General features: G+C 58.2%; 16 protein-coding genes. 13 read left to right on the plus strand and 3 right to left on the minus strand.

The window, feature by feature from the left end; all coding sequences use genetic code 11:
* The first annotated feature begins 48 nt into the window (after positions 1 to 48).
* From BLV47_RS27525 to BLV47_RS27535, 3 genes are read left to right on the plus strand one after another with little or no spacing between them, the layout of a single operon-like run.
* Positions 49 to 1452 carry a sodium-dependent transporter gene (locus BLV47_RS27525; RefSeq protein WP_092319478.1) on the plus strand — a complete coding sequence of 468 codons (1404 nt, stop codon included), beginning with the start codon at positions 49 to 51 and terminating at the stop codon, positions 1450 to 1452.
* A 7-nt stretch (positions 1453 to 1459) separates the two neighbouring features.
* Positions 1460 to 1894, plus strand: a complete 435-nt coding sequence (locus BLV47_RS27530; RefSeq protein WP_092319480.1) for a type II toxin-antitoxin system RatA family toxin — start codon at positions 1460 to 1462, stop codon at positions 1892 to 1894.
* Positions 1887 to 2201 carry an RnfH family protein gene (locus tag BLV47_RS27535; protein ID WP_092319482.1) on the plus strand — a complete coding sequence of 105 codons (315 nt, stop codon included), beginning with the start codon at positions 1887 to 1889 and terminating at the stop codon, positions 2199 to 2201. The genes BLV47_RS27530 and BLV47_RS27535 overlap by 8 nt, the downstream gene beginning before the upstream one ends.
* Before the next feature lie 54 nt (positions 2202 to 2255).
* On the opposite strand, the gene BLV47_RS27540 is transcribed toward BLV47_RS27535, so the two are convergent.
* The gene (locus BLV47_RS27540) at positions 2256 to 2783 is read right to left on the minus strand and encodes an outer membrane protein assembly factor BamE (protein WP_060837477.1); all 528 of its coding nucleotides are present in this window, start codon (positions 2781 to 2783) and stop codon (positions 2256 to 2258) included.
* 98 nt (positions 2784 to 2881) lie between these two features.
* Here BLV47_RS27540 and fur point away from each other — a divergent pair, with 98 nt between their 5' ends.
* The gene (gene fur, locus BLV47_RS27545; RefSeq protein WP_011059185.1) at positions 2882 to 3286 is read left to right on the plus strand and encodes a ferric iron uptake transcriptional regulator; all 405 of its coding nucleotides are present in this window, start codon (positions 2882 to 2884) and stop codon (positions 3284 to 3286) included.
* A gap of 94 nt (positions 3287 to 3380) precedes the next feature.
* Here fur and recN read toward each other — a convergent pair whose 3' ends face one another.
* On the minus strand, positions 3381 to 5054 hold the full coding sequence (gene recN, locus BLV47_RS27550) for a DNA repair protein RecN (RefSeq protein WP_092319484.1): 1674 nt from the start codon (positions 5052 to 5054) through the stop codon (positions 3381 to 3383).
* 250 nt (positions 5055 to 5304) lie between these two features.
* Between recN and grpE the strand changes: the two genes are divergently transcribed.
* The 8 genes from grpE to BLV47_RS27590 all read left to right on the plus strand — a co-directional run bounded on the left by grpE (position 5305) and on the right by BLV47_RS27590 (position 15805).
* Positions 5305 to 5871 carry a nucleotide exchange factor GrpE gene (gene grpE, locus BLV47_RS27555; protein ID WP_092319486.1) on the plus strand — a complete coding sequence of 189 codons (567 nt, stop codon included), beginning with the start codon at positions 5305 to 5307 and terminating at the stop codon, positions 5869 to 5871.
* Positions 5872 to 5973: 102 nt separating this feature from the next.
* A complete protein-coding gene (gene dnaK / locus BLV47_RS27560) occupies positions 5974 to 7890 on the plus strand; it encodes a molecular chaperone DnaK (protein ID WP_092319488.1) in 1917 nt (638 codons plus the stop codon).
* A gap of 322 nt (positions 7891 to 8212) precedes the next feature.
* Positions 8213 to 9337, plus strand: a complete 1125-nt coding sequence (gene dnaJ / locus BLV47_RS27565; protein WP_016967224.1) for a molecular chaperone DnaJ — start codon at positions 8213 to 8215, stop codon at positions 9335 to 9337.
* A gap of 10 nt (positions 9338 to 9347) precedes the next feature.
* Positions 9348 to 10154, plus strand: coding sequence for a 4-hydroxy-tetrahydrodipicolinate reductase (gene dapB / locus BLV47_RS27570; protein ID WP_092319490.1), 807 nt, complete (start codon positions 9348 to 9350; stop codon positions 10152 to 10154).
* 256 nt (positions 10155 to 10410) lie between these two features.
* The gene (carA, locus tag BLV47_RS27575; RefSeq protein ID WP_047301683.1) at positions 10411 to 11547 is read left to right on the plus strand and encodes a glutamine-hydrolyzing carbamoyl-phosphate synthase small subunit; all 1137 of its coding nucleotides are present in this window, start codon (positions 10411 to 10413) and stop codon (positions 11545 to 11547) included.
* A 130-nt stretch (positions 11548 to 11677) separates the two neighbouring features.
* Positions 11678 to 14899 (plus strand): carbamoyl-phosphate synthase large subunit, encoded by a 3222-nt coding sequence (gene carB / locus BLV47_RS27580; RefSeq protein ID WP_092319492.1) that lies wholly within the window; start codon positions 11678 to 11680, stop codon positions 14897 to 14899.
* Entirely contained in the window at positions 14896 to 15372 is a 477-nt protein-coding gene (greA, locus tag BLV47_RS27585) for a transcription elongation factor GreA (protein WP_060837484.1), read from the plus strand. The genes carB and greA overlap by 4 nt, the downstream gene beginning before the upstream one ends.
* Before the next feature lie 28 nt (positions 15373 to 15400).
* Complete coding sequence (locus BLV47_RS27590) at positions 15401 to 15805, plus strand: MFS transporter (RefSeq protein WP_092319494.1); 405 nt, start codon at positions 15401 to 15403, stop codon at positions 15803 to 15805.
* A gap of 12 nt (positions 15806 to 15817) precedes the next feature.
* Here BLV47_RS27590 and BLV47_RS27595 read toward each other — a convergent pair whose 3' ends face one another.
* Positions 15818 to 16126, minus strand: a complete 309-nt coding sequence (locus BLV47_RS27595; RefSeq protein ID WP_007920867.1) for a YhbY family RNA-binding protein — start codon at positions 16124 to 16126, stop codon at positions 15818 to 15820.
* 105 nt (positions 16127 to 16231) lie between these two features.
* Between BLV47_RS27595 and rlmE the strand changes: the two genes are divergently transcribed.
* Positions 16232 to 16861: a 23S rRNA (uridine(2552)-2'-O)-methyltransferase RlmE gene (gene rlmE / locus BLV47_RS27600; protein WP_016967229.1), complete on the plus strand. Its 630-nt coding sequence runs from the start codon at positions 16232 to 16234 to the stop codon at positions 16859 to 16861.
* Positions 16862 to 16891: the final 30 nt, after the last annotated feature.

The raw sequence follows: 16891 nt of genomic DNA on the forward strand, positions 1-16891 counted from the left end.
GAATCCCGGACAATGCGCGCTCTTTTTTTTCGGTTGGGCGCGTTAACGATGTCGACAGACAGGGTCTCTGTCCACGGCGGCTGGGCAAGCCGCTGGGTCTTTATACTCGCTGCAACTGGTTCGGCCGTGGGCCTGGGGAGCATCTGGAAATTCCCCTACATGGTCGGCGTCTATGGTGGTGGTGCCTTTGTCCTGGTGTTTCTGGCGTGCATTGCGCTGATCGGGTTGCCGGTGATGCTGGCGGAAACCCTGATTGGCCGCCGCGCCCGTCAAAGCCCGGCGAATGCCCTGAAGGTGCTGGCCCTGGAGGCTGGGCATTCGGCCAGGTGGTCTTGGGGCGCTTTCGCCGGAATGATTACGGCGCTGCTGATTCTTTCCTTTTATAGCGTGGTGGGTGGTTGGTCCCTGGACTACATCATCGACATGGGGCGAGGGGATTTCCAAGGTGTGACGGCGGGCCAGGTCGGGGCGTATTTCTCTGCCGTGACGTCCGACCCTTGGCGCCTGACCTTCTGGCACACGCTGTTCATGCTGCTATCGGCCTGGGTGATTGCCAAGGGGGTAGTGGCGGGGCTGGAGCGCAGTTTGCGGGTCATGATGCCGCTGCTGTTCGTGATGTTGCTGGTGCTGCTGGGTTACAGCATGACCACCGGGCACTTCATGCAGGGCCTGCATTTCATGTTCGACTTCAGCCTGGACCGACTACTGGATGGGCTGTTGCCGGCCATGGGGCATGCGTTCTTTTCCCTCAGTGTTGGTGTCGGCTCGATCATGATCTACGGCGCCTATATGCCGAAGCATTCGTCGCTGTCCGGCACTGTGGTGGGGGTGGCGCTGCTGGACACCTTTGTTTCCCTGGTGGCGGGAATGGCCTTGTTCCCCATTGTGTTCGCTGCCGGGCTGAACCCCAGTGAGGGGCCAGGCTTGATGTTCATCAGCTTGCCGTTCGCCTTCGGCAATGTGGCGTTCGGCCAGCTTATGGGCGTAGTGTTCTTTATCCTGGTGGCGATTGCTGCTTGGAGCTCGGCCATTTCCTTGTTGGAACCGATGGTGGCTTATCTCGTCGAGAGGACTAAAATCCGCCGCGGCTGGGTGACATTCTGGCTGGCGTTCAGCTGCTGGTTCGTGGGATTGGGGACGGTGTTCTCCTTCAATATCTGGCAGCAGGCCAAGTTTTTCGTGAACGAAGGCGGCGTTTTTCATCTCTATCGATGGGGCGCGGCCGGCGGTCTGGATTTCTTTGGTGTGATCGACTTTTTCACCTCGCGGATCATGTTGCCTCTTGGCGGTTTGTGCTTCGTGGTGTTTGCAGGTTGGGTGATGGGCCGTGAGGCTGTTCGTGATGAGTTGTCGTTGCGCAGTCCGTTGTTGTTCACCTTGGCCTTGTTTTTGATGCGCTATGTGGCGCCCGTCGGCATTCTTGTGGTGTTTGCCGCCCAGTTGTGGAAATGAAGCTCACATGACGACCCATATTCAACGTTCGGCCCTTTTGCCTTATCCGGCGCAATTCCTTTATGACCTGGTCAATGATGTGGCCCGTTACCCGGAGTTTCTGCCCTGGTGTTCTTCGGCCGAGGTGCTGGAAAACAGCGAGGAGCGGATGCGTGCCAGTCTGGCGGTGGCCAAGGGCGGCATGAGTCAGCGTTTTGTGACCTGTAATAACCTGGTGCCGGGACAGTCGATCGAGATGAACCTGGAGGAGGGGCCGTTCAATCAATTACATGGTCTGTGGGTGTTCAAGCCGTTGGGAGAGAAGGCCTGCAAGATCAGTCTCGATCTGTCTTTCGATTATGCGGGGCCTTTGGTGCGGGCTACATTAGGACCGCTGTTCAACCAGGCGGCCAATACCCTGGTGGATGCATTCTGCCAGCGGGCCAAACAACTGCATGGCTGAGTCCCTGATCTCGGTCGAGGTGGTTTATGCCGCAGTCGATCGTCAGTTGCTGATCACTGTATGGGTGCCCCAGGGCTCGACGTTGCGCGGTGCGCTACTGGCTTCTTCCATAGGTGAGCATTTTGCCGAGTTGGATCTGGCGAACTGTCCAGTGGGTATCTTCGGCAAGCAGGTCATGAACCCTGAGCAGCAATTGGTTCAGGCCGGGGACCGAATCGAAATCTATCGTCCGCTGCTGGCGGACCCGAAAGAGGTTCGGCGTTTGCGTGCCGCCAAGGCCGCTCAGGCGCGTAAGCGCGGACAGTGAACCCTCAGGTAATAAAAAGCCCGGGCATGCCCGGGCTTTTTCATTCGCCACAAATTATTGCGGAGAGGTATCCAGTGGTTCAGGAATAGGCACTGGTACGGTTTTGACGCCATCCACGTCTTTCTGGATCTGGTCCAGCAGCGAGCCCGGTTTGACCGGCTTCTCGGCTTTGGGCTTCTCGGCGTTCTCGGCAGGTGCGGTGACGGTGTTGCCGCTCTCTTTACCAAGCAGGGCTTCGTCGCGGCTCACGCCGGGCATGAAGTCGCCGGCCAAGCTGACCAGTTGGTCGTTGCCATTGAAGATCAGGCTGACGCGTTCCTGTTGGCGTTCACCGCCGCCAGGTTGCAGGCTGTAGAGATAATCCCAGCGATCGGCATGGAACGTGTCGGTCAACAGAGGGTTGCCCATGATAAACCTTACTTGCCGTCGGGTCATTCCCGGGCGCAACTGGTCTATCATGTCCTGCGTCACGACATTGCCCTGCTGGATGTCGATTTTGTAAACCCCGGGGAATGAACAACCGGCGAGTGCGAGCAGTCCCACGAATGTGAAACTGGTTAGCAAGAGCTTGGTGTTTTGCATCGGTGGGCGACTTCCACTATCTTGGCTGGGACAACGTAAACCCCGATCATACCCGCATTAAGAGAAGCTGCGAAGCAGCATCGGCGAGAAAGCTGACCATGGTTGAAAATAGCGAACTACGTAAAGCCGGCCTCAAAGTGACTCTGCCGCGAGTCAAAATTCTACAAATGCTCGATTCCACCGAGCAGCGGCACATGAGCGCTGAGGATGTCTACAAGGCGCTGATGGAAGCTGGCGAGGATGTGGGCCTGGCCACGGTTTACCGTGTACTGACTCAATTCGAAGCAGCCGGACTGGTGGTGCGCCACAATTTTGATGGCGGTCACGCTGTATTCGAGCTGGCGGATGGCGGTCACCACGACCATATGGTCAACGTGGAGTCTGGTGAAGTGATCGAATTCTTCGACGAGGAAATCGAAAAGCTTCAGAAGGCGATTGTCGAAAAGCACGGTTTCGAGTTGGTGGATCACAATCTTGTGCTGTATGTGCGCAAGAAGAAGTAAGCCGCTCACGCGACTGGCATAGTCGTGAAACGATCGAAGGCGACCTCAGGGTCGCCTTCGTGTTTTGTACCTATATAAAGGAAGCGTTCCAGCCTCAGGCCTTGGTTGTTACCACCATTTTCTTGGCGTGGGCCAGGGACTCCTTGGTCAAATCGATACCGCCCAGCATTCGTGCAATTTCCTCGACTCTTTCGTTCTTGCCCAATTTGGAAACCGCAGTATGAGTTGCGTTGTTGCCACGTACCTTGTGCACGAACAGATGTTGATGCCCCTGGGCGGCAACCTGTGGCAAGTGAGTGACGGTCAACACCTGGCCGCGCTCGCCGAGGCGCCGCAGCAACTGGCCGACGATCTCGGCAGTCGGGCCGCCGATTCCTACGTCGACTTCGTCGAACACCAGGGTAGGAACTCTTGAGGTTTGTGCCGTGATCACCTGGATCGCCAGGCTGATACGTGACAGTTCGCCGCCCGAGGCGACTTTGGCTAACGCCTTGAGCGGTTGTCCCGGGTTGGCACTGACCAGGAGTTCGACCTGTTCCAGGCCATTGGGCAGCAGCTCATCGCTGGTGTTGGCTCGCAGCTCGATCGTGAAGCGTCCGCCGGGCATGCCCAGGCGCTGAATTTCCAGTTCTACCGCGCTGGCCAGCCCGGTGGCCGCCTGCTCCCGCAAACGACTCAGTTCCTGGGCTTTCTCCTGATAGTGACGGGCGAAGGACTGCAGCTCCTCGCCGAGGCGCTCGATACTCTCGTCGTTGGCGTCCAGTGTTTCGATTTCATCCAGTAGGGTTTGCTGCATGGCCGCCAGCTCGAAGGGTTGGATGCGATGCTTGCGTGCCAGGGTATAGATGGAGTCCAGGCGTTCCTCCAGCTGTTGCAGGCGTGCCGGGTCGGCATCGAAGTGATCGAGGAAGCGATTCAGTTCGCCCACGGCCTCTTCCACCTGGATCTGGGCGCTGGCCAGCAGATTGGTGGCCTCGCCTAATGACCCTGTCGAGTTGCCGATGCTGGACAGGCGGTTGAGGCTGACGGTCAAGGCGTTGAGGACATTGCCGGAGTCACTTTCGCTGCACTGTTCGACCACTTGGCGGCAGATGCCCAGTAGGGTTTCGGCGTTGGTCAGGTTCTTGTGCTCCTGCTCCAGTTCTTCGAGTTCGTTTTCTCCCAGGCCGAGATTCTCCAGCTCTTCAAGCTGATAGCTCAGCAGTTGATGGCGGGCGCGCTGCTCATCGCCGGAATTGGATAGACGCTCCAGTTCCTGGCGGGTCTGGCGCCAGCGTTGGGCTGCCAGTTGTACCTGGCGGGCAAGATCGGTAGCGCCGGCATATTCATCCAGCAGGCGTCGATGGGTATCGGTTTTGAGCAGTGACTGGTGTTCGTGCTGGCTGTGGATGTCTATCAGCAATTCGCCCAGTGCCTTGAGGTCGCCAAGCGGGCAGGGCGTGCCATTGATATAGCCGCGTGAACGCCCTTCGGCGGTGATGACCCGACGCAGGATGCAGGGGCCGTCGTTGTCCAGGTCGCGCTCGGCCAGCCAGGTGCGGGCCTCGGGGATGTCCGCCAAGTCGAAGGTCGCGAGGATGTCAGCCTTGTCGGCTCCTGGTCGTACCACGCCGCTATCGGCCCGGTCGCCCAGGGTCAGGCCGAGTGCGTCGAGCATGATCGACTTGCCGGCGCCGGTTTCGCCGGTGATGACGCTCATCCCGCGATCCAGCTCCAGATCCAGGTGTTCGACGATGGCGTAATTGTGTACGGACAGGTGCACCAGCATGAAGGCCGCTCCCAAGCTAAATGTCTGGTTATTTATACAGTGTTTTGTTTTGGGCTGACAATGCTTTCCCTTAGCTTGATTAGCTTGGATGACTCACCTTTTTAGCGCGTTGGGTAATCACTGTTACTGGGATTTCCTGACGGCTGATGACTTTTGCTGGGGTGGCGGGCTTGAACCCTGAAAATGCGACCCCATATAGCAGGGCAGAAGAGTGGGCCTGGCTCACTGAAGATATTGAAAGGAGAATTTCATGGCTGACGAACAGACTCTGGATACGCAAAATCTAGACGCCAATCAGGCTCCCGAGGCTTCGGGTGAAGACCTGGCGGCTCGTGTACAAGTGCTCGAAGAGCAACTGGCTGGTGCGCAGGATCAGGCATCGCGTGTTGCAGCTGATCTGCAGAACGTCCGCCGCCGCGCCGAGCAGGACGTGGAAAAAGCTCATAAATTCGCTCTGGAAAAATTTGCCGGCGACCTGCTACCGGTGATCGACAGTCTGGAGCGCGGCCTGGAGCTGTCCAATCCGGACGACGAGAGCATCCGCCCGATGCGCGAAGGCATTGAGCTGACCTTGAAGATGTTCCACGACACCCTCAAGCGTTATCAGTTGGAAGCCATCGACCCGCACGGCGAGCCGTTCAACGCTGAACAGCACCAGGCCATGGCCATGCAGGAAAGCGCGGACGTCGAGCCCAACAGTGTTCTCAAGGTGTTCCAGAAGGGCTATCAGCTCAATGGTCGCCTGCTGCGCCCGGCCATGGTCGTGGTCAGCAAGGTTCCTGCACCGGTTTCGCCTTCGATTGACGAAAAGGCTTGAAAACGGCTGTAGAGCCCCCATTTATCAGTCAAGCGTTTAAGTGCTACCGCAGTTTGCCACCACGGCTGCGGCATCCAAATCCAAAGTTTCGGGAGAGTTAACATGGGCAAAATTATCGGTATTGACTTGGGGACCACCAACTCGTGCGTCTCCATTCTTGAAAACGGCAACGTAAAAGTTATCGAAAACGCCGAAGGCGCGCGTACTACGCCGTCGATCATCGCGTACGCCAACGATGGCGAGATTCTGGTAGGTCAGTCGGCCAAGCGTCAGGCTGTGACCAACCCGCACAACACCCTGTACGCAGTAAAGCGTCTGATCGGTCGTCGTTTTGACGAAGAAGTTGTGCAGAAAGATATCCAGATGGTCCCTTACAAGATCGTCAAGGCTGACAACAGCGACGCTTGGGTCGAAGTGAACGGCCAGAAAATGGCGCCGCCACAGATCTCGGCTGAAATCCTCAAGAAAATGAAGAAGACCGCCGAAGACTACCTCGGCGAAGCCGTGACCGAAGCGGTCATCACCGTTCCGGCCTACTTCAACGACAGCCAGCGTCAAGCCACCAAGGACGCCGGCCGGATCGCTGGTCTGGACGTCAAGCGCATCATCAACGAACCAACCGCAGCCGCGCTGGCCTACGGCATGGACAAGGCCAAGGGCGATCACACCGTGATCGTTTACGACCTGGGTGGCGGTACTTTCGACGTTTCCGTGATCGAGATCGCTGAAGTTGATGGCGAGCACCAGTTCGAAGTGCTGGCTACCAACGGTGACACTTTCCTCGGTGGTGAAGACTTCGACATCCGCCTGATCGACTACCTGGTTGATGAGTTCAAGAAAGAAAGCGGCATGAACCTCAAGGGTGACCCGCTGGCCATGCAGCGCCTGAAAGAAGCTGCCGAAAAAGCCAAGATCGAGCTGTCCTCGAGCCAGCAGACCGACGTGAACCTGCCGTACATCACTGCAGATGCCACCGGTCCTAAGCACCTGAACGTGAAGATCTCCCGCGCCAAGCTGGAGTCGCTGGTTGAAGACCTGGTTCAGCGCACCATCGAGCCTTGCCGTATTGCTCTGAAGGACGCCGGTATCGACGTTGGCTCGATCAACGACGTGATCCTGGTGGGCGGCCAGACCCGTATGCCGCTGGTGCAGAAAGCCGTAACCGACTTCTTCGGTAAGGAAGCTCGCAAGGACGTCAACCCGGACGAAGCGGTTGCCATGGGTGCTGCCATCCAGGGTGCGGTACTGGCTGGTGACGTGAAAGACGTACTGCTGCTGGACGTTAGCCCGCTGACCCTGGGTATCGAAACCATGGGTGGCGTGATGACCGCGCTGATCGAGAAGAACACCACGATTCCTACCAAGAAATCGCAAGTGTTCTCGACTGCCGACGACAACCAGGGCGCCGTGACCATTCATGTACTGCAGGGCGAGCGCAAGCAAGCCGCGCAGAACAAGTCCCTGGGCAAGTTCGACCTGACCGACATTCCACCTGCTCCACGTGGCGTGCCGCAGATCGAAGTGACCTTCGACATCGACGCCAACGGCATTCTGCACGTAGGTGCGAAGGACAAGGCTACCGGCAAGACTCAGTCGATCGTGATCAAGGCCAACTCCGGTCTGTCGGATGAAGAAATCCAGCAGATGATCCGTGATGCTGAAGCCAACTCGGAAGAGGATCGCAAGTTCGAAGAGCTGGCCACTGCCCGTAACCAGGGTGATGCGCTGGTGCACTCGACTCGCAAGATGGTAGCTGACGCAGGCGATAAGGTGACTGCGGAAGAGAAGACTGCAATTGAAGCCGCCGTGGTGGCTCTGGAAGCCGCCGTCAAAGGCGACGACAAGGCTGCCATCGAAGCCAAGGTCGAAGAGCTGTCGAAAGTCTCGGCTCCGGTTGCTCAGAAGATGTACGCCGAACAGGCTCAGCCTGCAGAGGGCGCGGCAGCACACGCCGAATCCGCTGAAAAAGCCGATGACGTTGTCGACGCCGAGTTCGAAGAAGTTAAAGAGCACAAGTAATAGCTTGTTGGTCGGCCGGTTGACTGCCTTTGGGCAGTGACTGGTAGGATGTCGCCGCGCGGGAGCTTGCTCCCGCGTTGGCGTGTCTGGAGTCAGTGAATTTTTGACGGCGTACAACCTCCGTTTGTGCGCTGGCGGTCGGGTCGGAGAAGCTCCTGCTTTCCGGTTGCGACGACCGCAGTCGTCGACCTGCAATCGGGTCGTCTATCCAAGACCAGGATCGTTGAATTGACGTGAGTTGGGTCCGGGCCTGTATTGGGGCTCAGCGAGTTTGGCAGAGCTCAGGAGGGTTTGCCGGACGTCCTTAAGAGTGCAAAGACTTATGGCAAAGCGTGACTATTACGAAGTGTTGGGTGTGGAGCGCGGCTCCAGCGAAGCGGAGCTGAAAAAGGCTTACCGCCGCCTGGCGATGAAGCATCACCCGGATCGTAATCCCGGCGACAAAGCGTCGGAGGACATGTTCAAGGAGGCCAACGAGGCCTACGAAGTGCTGTCCGATTCCAGTAAGCGTGCAGCGTATGACCAGTACGGTCATGCCGGTGTCGACCCGAGCATGGGCGGCGGCGGTGCCGGTTTCGGTGGTCAGAATTTCTCCGATATCTTCGGTGATGTGTTCAGTGATTTCTTCGGTGGTGGTCGCGGTGGTTCCCGCGGCGGCGCGCAGCGCGGCAGCGATCTGCGTTACACCCTGGAACTGAATCTGGAAGAGGCGGTGCGTGGCACCACGGTCAATATCCGTGTGCCGACGCTGGTCAATTGCAAGCCTTGCGATGGTTCGGGAGCCAAGAAAGGCTCGTCACCTGTGACTTGCCCGACTTGCGGCGGCATTGGCCAGGTGCGCATGCAGCAGGGCTTCTTCTCGGTGCAGCAGACCTGCCCGCGTTGCCATGGCCAGGGCAAGATCATTTCCGATCCGTGCGATTCGTGCCGCGGCGAGGGTCGTGTCGAAGAGTACAAGACGCTGTCGGTCAAAGTGCCGGCCGGTGTCGATACCGGGGATCGTATTCGTCTTTCCGGTGAGGGTGAGGCGGGAACCCAGGGTGGTCCGACCGGCGACCTCTATGTGGTGATCAATGTGCGTGAGCACGCGATCTTCCAGCGCGACGGCAAGCATCTGTTCTGTGAGGTGCCCATCAGTTTCGTCGATGCGGCGTTGGGCGGTGAGCTGGAGATTCCGACCCTGGATGGTCGGGTCAAGCTGAAGATTCCCGAGGGGACTCAGACTGGCAAGCAGTTCCGGATTCGCGGCAAGGGCGTTGCTCCTGTGCGTGGTGGCGGTGCTGGCGACCTGATGTGTCGGGTAGCGGTAGAGACGCCGGTGAATCTGAGTCGTCGTCAGCGGGAGTTGCTGGAAGAGCTGCGTGGTTCGCTGGATGGTGATAACTCTCACTCGCCGAAAACCACTGGCTGGTTCGAGGGCGTCAAGCGCTTCTTCGGCGACCTGTAAGGAGTAGGGCATGCGACGTATAGCAGTGATGGGGGCCGCAGGGCGCATGGGCAAGACTTTGGTCGAGGCCGTGCAGCTGCGCTCTCCGCTCTCCGGTCTGACGGCGGCGATCGTTCGCCCGGGCAGTTCGCTGGTCGGTGCGGATGTGGGTGAGCTGGCGTCTCTTGGGCGTCTTGGCGTGCCAATGTCCGACAGCCTGGAAAAAGTCGTTGATGAGTTTGATGTGCTGATCGACTTTACCTTGCCGGAGGTGATGCTCAAGAACCTGGCGTTCTGCCGCAAGGCGGGCAAGGCCATGGTGATTGGCACCACCGGTCTTGGGGGTAAGGAAAAGCAGTTACTGGTCGAGGCGAGCAAGGATATTCCCATCGTCTTCGCCGCCAACTTCAGCGTTGGGGTCAACCTGTCGCTGAAGCTGCTGGATATGGCGGCGCGGGTCCTGGGTGATGACGCGGACATCGAAATCATCGAAGCCCATCATCGACACAAGATCGATGCACCGTCGGGCACGGCTCTGCGCATGGGTGAAGTGATCGCCAATGCCTTGGGGCGCGATCTGCAGCAAGTGGCGGTTTATGGTCGTGAAGGTCATACCGGTGCACGTGAGCGTGAAACCATTGGCTTTGCCACTGTGCGCGGCGGCGATGTGGTAGGGGATCACACCGTGTTGTTCGCCACCGAGGGTGAGCGCCTGGAGATTACTCACAAGGCTTCCAGTCGCATGACGTTCGCCAAGGGGGCGGTACGCGCTGCCCTGTGGCTGGATGGTCGTGAGGCGGGTCTTTACGACATGCAGGATGTGCTGGATCTGCGTTGAGAAGCATCTGAAGTGGGGTTGAGGTTGTCCTTCAACCCCGCTTCGCACCGCTAGGCGATGTTCTGTCGCATTCCTCTGCCTTTAGGGCTCATTAGCGGTGGACCGAAAAAGCCTTTTTCTGTAAGCTACAGCTTTAGTGTGTCCACTAAAAGCGCGCAGATAATTCGACGAAGAAGCGGGGTGACGTGTCTATACGTCATTCCGCTTTTTTGCAACCTGCGATCGCCCTTTCAGGCTCTATTTACGGGAGGTCTTCTTGACTAAGCCAGCCATACTCGCCCTTGCTGATGGCAGCATTTTTCGTGGCGAAGCCATTGGAGCCGACGGTCAAACCGTTGGTGAGGTGGTGTTCAACACCGCAATGACCGGCTATCAGGAAATCCTTACCGATCCTTCCTACGCCCAGCAAATCGTTACCCTGACTTATCCCCACATCGGCAACACCGGCACCACGCCGGAAGATGCCGAGTCCGACCGCGTCTGGTCGGCTGGCCTGGTCATTCGTGATCTGCCGCTGGTGGCCAGCAACTGGCGTAACACCCTGTCCCTGTCCGATTACCTGAAAGCCAACAATGTGGTGGCGATCGCTGGTATCGATACCCGTCGCCTGACGCGCATCCTGCGTGAGAAAGGCGCGCAGAACGGCTGCATCATGGCCGGTGACAACATTTCCGAAGAAGCGGCGATTGCAGCAGCCCGTGGATTCCCGGGCCTGAAAGGCATGGACCTGGCGAAAGTCGTCAGCACCAAGCAAAGCTATGAGTGGCGTTCGACTGTCTGGGATCTGAAGACCGACAGCCACGCAACCATCGAAGCCGCTGATCTGCCGTACCACGTGGTTGCCTACGACTACGGCGTCAAGCTGAACATTCTGCGCATGTTGGTCGAGCGTGGCTGCCGCGTGACCGTGGTGCCTGCCCAGACGCCGGCGAGCGACGTCCTGGCTCTCAATCCAGATGGCGTGTTCCTGTCCAACGGCCCTGGCGATCCCGAGCCTTGCGACTACGCAATCAAGGCGATCAAGGAAATCCTCGAGACCGAGATTCCGGTATTCGGCATCTGCCTGGGGCACCAACTTCTGGCCCTGGCCTCCGGCGCCAAGACCCTGAAGATGGGGCATGGCCACCACGGCGCCAACCACCCGGTCCAGGACCTGGATACCGGCGTGGTCATGATCACCAGCCAGAACCACGGCTTTGCCGTGGATGAAGCCACGCTGCCGGGTAACGTCCGGGCGATCCACAAGTCGCTGTTCGACGGCACCTTGCAGGGTATCGAGCGTACCGACAAGAGCGCGTTCAGCTTCCAGGGCCACCCTGAAGCCAGCCCGGGCCCGAACGATGTAGCGCCGCTGTTCGACCGCTTCATCAACGAGATGGCCAAGCGACGCTAAGCGTTCGCCTTGAAAGTGTAGCGAGCAGCGCTTGAGGGTGGCCCCGGCGAGTCCGGCGGAATCCCCTCAGGCGCCTCAGAGAATGTTCAAGACGGCTTGCCGACTGACCTGCGGATTTGAGTGACAACCCATGCCAAAACGTACAGACATTAAAAGCATCCTGATTCTTGGCGCTGGCCCGATCGTGATCGGCCAGGCCTGCGAATTCGATTACTCCGGCGCCCAGGCCTGCAAGGCCCTGCGCGAAGAGGGTTACCGGGTCATTCTGGTGAACTCCAACCCGGCCACCATCATGACCGACCCGGCCATGGCCGACGCCACCTACATCGAGCCGATCAAGTGGCAGACCGTTGCCAAGATCATCGAAAAAGAGCGTCCTGACGCGCTGCTGCCAACCATGGGTGGCCAGACGGCGCTGAACTGCGCTCTGGACCTGGAGCGCGAAGGCGTTCTGGAAAAATTCGGCGTGGAGATGATCGGTGCCAACGCCGATACCATCGACAAGGCCGAAGACCGTTCGCGCTTCGACGCCGCCATGAAGTCCATTGGTTTGGCCTGCCCGCGCTCCGGTATCGCTCACAGCATGGAAGAGGCCAATGCGGTCCTCGACAAGCTGGGCTTCCCTTGCATCATCCGTCCGTCCTTCACCATGGGCGGCACCGGCGGCGGTATTGCCTACAACCGTGAAGAGTTCGAAGAAATCTGCGCCCGTGGTCTGGACCTGTCGCCGACCAAGGAGCTGCTGATCGACGAATCGCTGATCGGCTGGAAAGAGTACGAGATGGAAGTGGTCCGCGATAAGAAGGACAACTGCATCATCGTCTGCTCCATCGAAAACTTCGACCCGATGGGCGTGCACACCGGTGACTCGATCACCGTGGCTCCAGCGCAGACCCTGACCGACAAGGAATACCAGATCCTGCGTAACGCCTCCCTGGCGGTCCTGCGCGAGATCGGCGTGGAAACCGGCGGCTCCAACGTTCAGTTCGGCATCTGCCCGAACACTGGTCGCATGGTCGTTATCGAGATGAACCCGCGGGTGTCCCGTTCTTCGGCGCTGGCCTCGAAAGCTACTGGCTTCCCGATCGCCAAGGTGGCGGCCAAGCTGGCAGTGGGTTACACCCTGGATGAGCTGTCCAACGACATCACCGGCGGCAAGACTCCGGCGTCCTTCGAGCCGTCCATCGACTACGTCGTGACCAAGCTGCCACGCTTCGCCTTCGAGAAGTTCTCCAAGGCCGACGCACGCCTGACTACTCAGATGAAATCTGTTGGTGAAGTCATGGCTATCGGTCGGACCTTCCAGGAATCCCTGCAGAAGGCCCTGCGTGGCCTGGAAGTAGGCGTTTGCGGCCTGGATCCGAAGCTCGACCTGAGCAATCCGGAAAGCATGAACGTGCTCAAGCGCGAACTGACCGTGCCGGGCGCCGAGCGTATCTGGTACGTGGCTGATGCCTTCCGTGCCGGCATGACCGTCGAGCAGATCTTCGGCATGAACATGATCGACCCTTGGTTCCTGGTGCAGATTGAAGACCTGATCAAGGAAGAAGAGAAGGTCAAGACTCTGGGGCTGTCGGCCATCGATCGCGATCTGATGTTCCGCCTCAAGCGCAAAGGCTTCTCTGATCAGCGTCTGGCCAAGCTGCTGGGTGTGACCGAGAAAAACCTGCGTACTCACCGTCAGAAGTTAGAAGTGTTCCCGGTCTACAAGCGCGTCGACACCTGCGCTGCCGAGTTCGCCACTGACACCGCATATCTGTACTCGACTTATGAAGAAGAGTGCGAGGCTGCGCCGTCGACTCGCGACAAGATCATGATCCTGGGTGGCGGTCCAAACCGTATCGGCCAGGGTATCGAGTTCGACTACTGCTGCGTGCACGCTGCACTGGCGCTGCGCGATGACGGTTACGAAACCATCATGGTCAACTGCAACCCGGAAACCGTTTCCACTGACTACGACACCTCTGATCGCCTGTACTTCGAGCCGGTAACCCTGGAAGACGTGCTGGAAATCGTCCGTGTCGAGAAGCCAAAAGGCGTCATCGTTCAGTACGGCGGCCAAACCCCGTTGAAACTGGCTCGCGCCCTGGAAGCTGCGGGCGTGCCGATCATCGGCACCAGTCCTGACGCCATCGACCGTGCCGAAGACCGTGAGCGTTTCCAGCAAATGGTTGAGCGCCTGAATCTGCGTCAGCCACCGAACGCCACGGTGCGCAGCGAAGACGAAGCTATTCGTGCCGCGACCAAGATCGGTTATCCGTTGGTGGTGCGTCCGTCCTATGTTCTGGGCGGTCGGGCAATGGAAATTGTCTACGAGGAAGAAGAACTCAAGCGCTATCTGCGTGAAGCAGTGCAAGTGTCCAACGACAGCCCGGTGCTGCTGGATCACTTCCTCAACTGCGCCATCGAGATGGACGTTGATGCGGTCTGCGACGGCACCGATGTGGTGATCGGCGCGATCATGCAGCACATCGAGCAGGCCGGCGTTCACTCCGGTGACTCCGCGTGCTCGCTGCCCCCATACTCGCTGCCGGCACACATCCAGGACGAGATGCGTGAGCAGGTCAAGAAAATGGCCCTGGAACTGGGTGTGGTCGGTTTGATGAACGTTCAGCTGGCCCTGCAGGGTGAGCAGATCTACGTGATCGAGGTGAACCCGCGTGCCTCCCGTACCGTGCCTTTCGTATCCAAGTGCATCGGTGTCTCGCTGGCAATGATCGCTGCCCGTGTGATGGCCGGTAAGACGCTGAAAGAACTGGGTTTCACCAAGGAGATCATCCCGAACTTCTATAGCGTCAAGGAAGCGGTGTTCCCCTTTGCCAAGTTCCCGGGTGTTGACCCGATCCTCGGCCCAGAGATGAAATCCACCGGTGAAGTGATGGGTGTCGGCGATACCTTCGGCGAAGCCTTCGCCAAGGCTCAAATGGGCGCTAGCGAAGTATTGCCAACTGGCGGTACCGCATTCATCAGCGTGCGTAATGATGACAAACCTCTGGTTGCAGGTGTGGCTCGTGATCTGATCAACTTGGGCTTCGAAGTGGTTGCGACTGCAGGCACCGCCAAGGTGATCGAGGCGGCTGGCCTGAAAGTGCGTCGCGTGAACAAGGTGACTGAAGGTCGTCCGCATGTGGTCGATATGATCAAGAACGACGAAGTCACCCTGATCATCAACACCACCGAAGGTCGTCAGTCTATCGCTGACTCATATTCCATTCGTCGTAACGCCTTGCAGCACAAGATCTACTGCACTACCACCATTGCTGCTGGCGAAGCTATCTGCGAAGCGTTGAAGTTCGGTCCGGAAAAGACCGTGCGTCGCTTGCAGGATCTACACGCAGGATTGAAGGCATGAATAAATACCCAATGACCGTCCAGGGCGCTCGCGCCTTGGAAGAAGAGCATGCTCACCTGACCAAGGTCGTGCGTCCGAAGCTCAGCCAGGACATCGGTACGGCCCGTGAGTTGGGTGATTTGAAAGAAAACGCCGAATACCATGCTGCTCGTGAGCAGCAGGGTATGGTCGAGGCGCGGATCCGTGATATCGAAGGCCGCTTGCAGAACTCGGTGGTCATTGATGTCACGACCATCCCTCATAGCGGCAAGGTGATCTTTGGTACCACGGTGGAGATCGCCAACGTCGAAACCGACGAAAGTGTCACCTACCAGATCGTTGGTGAGGACGAGGCTGATATCAAGCTCGGTAAAATCTCCGTCGGTTCGCCTATCGCTCGCGCCTTGATTGCCAAGGAAGAGGGTGATGTGGTGGCGGTCAAAACGCCTGGCGGCGTTATCGAGTATGAGATTGTCGAAGTCCGTCACATCTGAAAGAAGGCGCCCGCTACAAGCGGGCGCCATGCTTTGGCAGCTGACCCAGATGTTGTGGGTTGGCGGCTTATGGTTGTTGCACCTCGGCTTGCTTCCCGCTCTGGGGCAGATTGGGCTTGCCCCTTTGCTGATCGAAGAAGTTTCCACCTTGCTCAGTGCGCTGTTGGTGGGTTTTTCGGCGGCATGCCTGATTCTGCAGGCGGCAGTGCTGGTTCAGTCCGAAGGGCTGAAAAGTCTTTGGCGGGATATTCGGGGGCAACTGCTGCTGATGGCGATGTATGCGTGCGGGATGTATTTCACTGTACGCACTCTGCTGCCGGAGGCTCAGCGCTGGCAGTTGTTCAGTTATCTGGTTCTGGGGTTTTCCGGCCTGGTCTTGGTGTTGCAGCCAGTGCCGGGATGGAGTGCAAGGGTGCGCCAGGCACACCCCTGACCCTTGTCGACGTCAGTGGAAACGATGGACGTTCGACAATTGCTTGTTTACCTTGGCGTTCTTGCGGTAGATCAACGCCATCTTGCCGATGACTTGCACCAGATCCGCTTTGCCGGCCTTGCACAGTTCGGCAATGGCTTCCAGGCGCGACTCGCGCTCGAGGATATTGAGCTTGATCTTGATCAGCTCGTGATCGCTCAAGGCGCGTTCAAGTTCGGCTAGCACACCTTCGGTCAAACCGTTGTCAGCCACAGTCAATACTGGTTTCAGATGGTGGCCAATGGATTTGTACTGTTTCTTCTGCTCTTGAGTGAGCGGCATAATCTGACCCCTGCGTCTGATCTTGTAAAAAGCGGCGGCCAGTTTACCCGAGCGAGTCCGGGACCGCCCAGTTAATCACGACCCGTTTTATTTTTGAGGTGGCCCGTGGCCCGTTCCAAGACAAGCCATAACTGGCTGAAAGAGCACTTCAACGACCCATTCGTCAAAATGGCGCAAAAAGATGGGTATCGTTCTCGTGCCAGCTACAAGCTGCTGGAGATTCAGGAGAAGGACCGCCTTATCCGTCCTGGTATGAGTGTTATCGACCTGGGAGCTGCACCGGGTGGCTGGTCGCAAGTGACCAGTCGTCTGATTGGTGGTCAGGGACGACTGATTGCTTCCGATATCCTGGAGATGGACAGCATTCCCGATGTGACCTTTATTCAAGGGGACTTCACCGAGGATGCGGTGCTGGCACAGATTCTCGAGGCTGTTGGAAATTCGGAAGTCGACCTTGTGATTTCCGATATGGCCCCCAATATGAGTGGGTTAGCGGCTGTGGATATGCCGCGTGCGATGTTTTTGTGCGAACTGGCGCTAGATCTTGCTAGCCGTGTACTACGTCCAGGTGGTGATTTTCTGATCAAAATCTTCCAGGGTGAAGGCTTTGACGAGTACCACAAGAGCGTTCGGCAGATGTTCGAGAAAGTGCAGATGCGTAAGCCGACGTCTTCCCGTGACCGTTCCCGAGAGCAGTATCTGCTTGGGCGCGGCTTCCGGGGTCGCAGTGAGTAAGTAAGGTTTTTGACCGGGGTGATAGGATTT

The sequence above is a fragment of the Pseudomonas saponiphila genome (genome assembly GCF_900105185.1).
Lineage (GTDB): Bacteria > Pseudomonadota > Gammaproteobacteria > Pseudomonadales > Pseudomonadaceae > Aquipseudomonas > Aquipseudomonas saponiphila.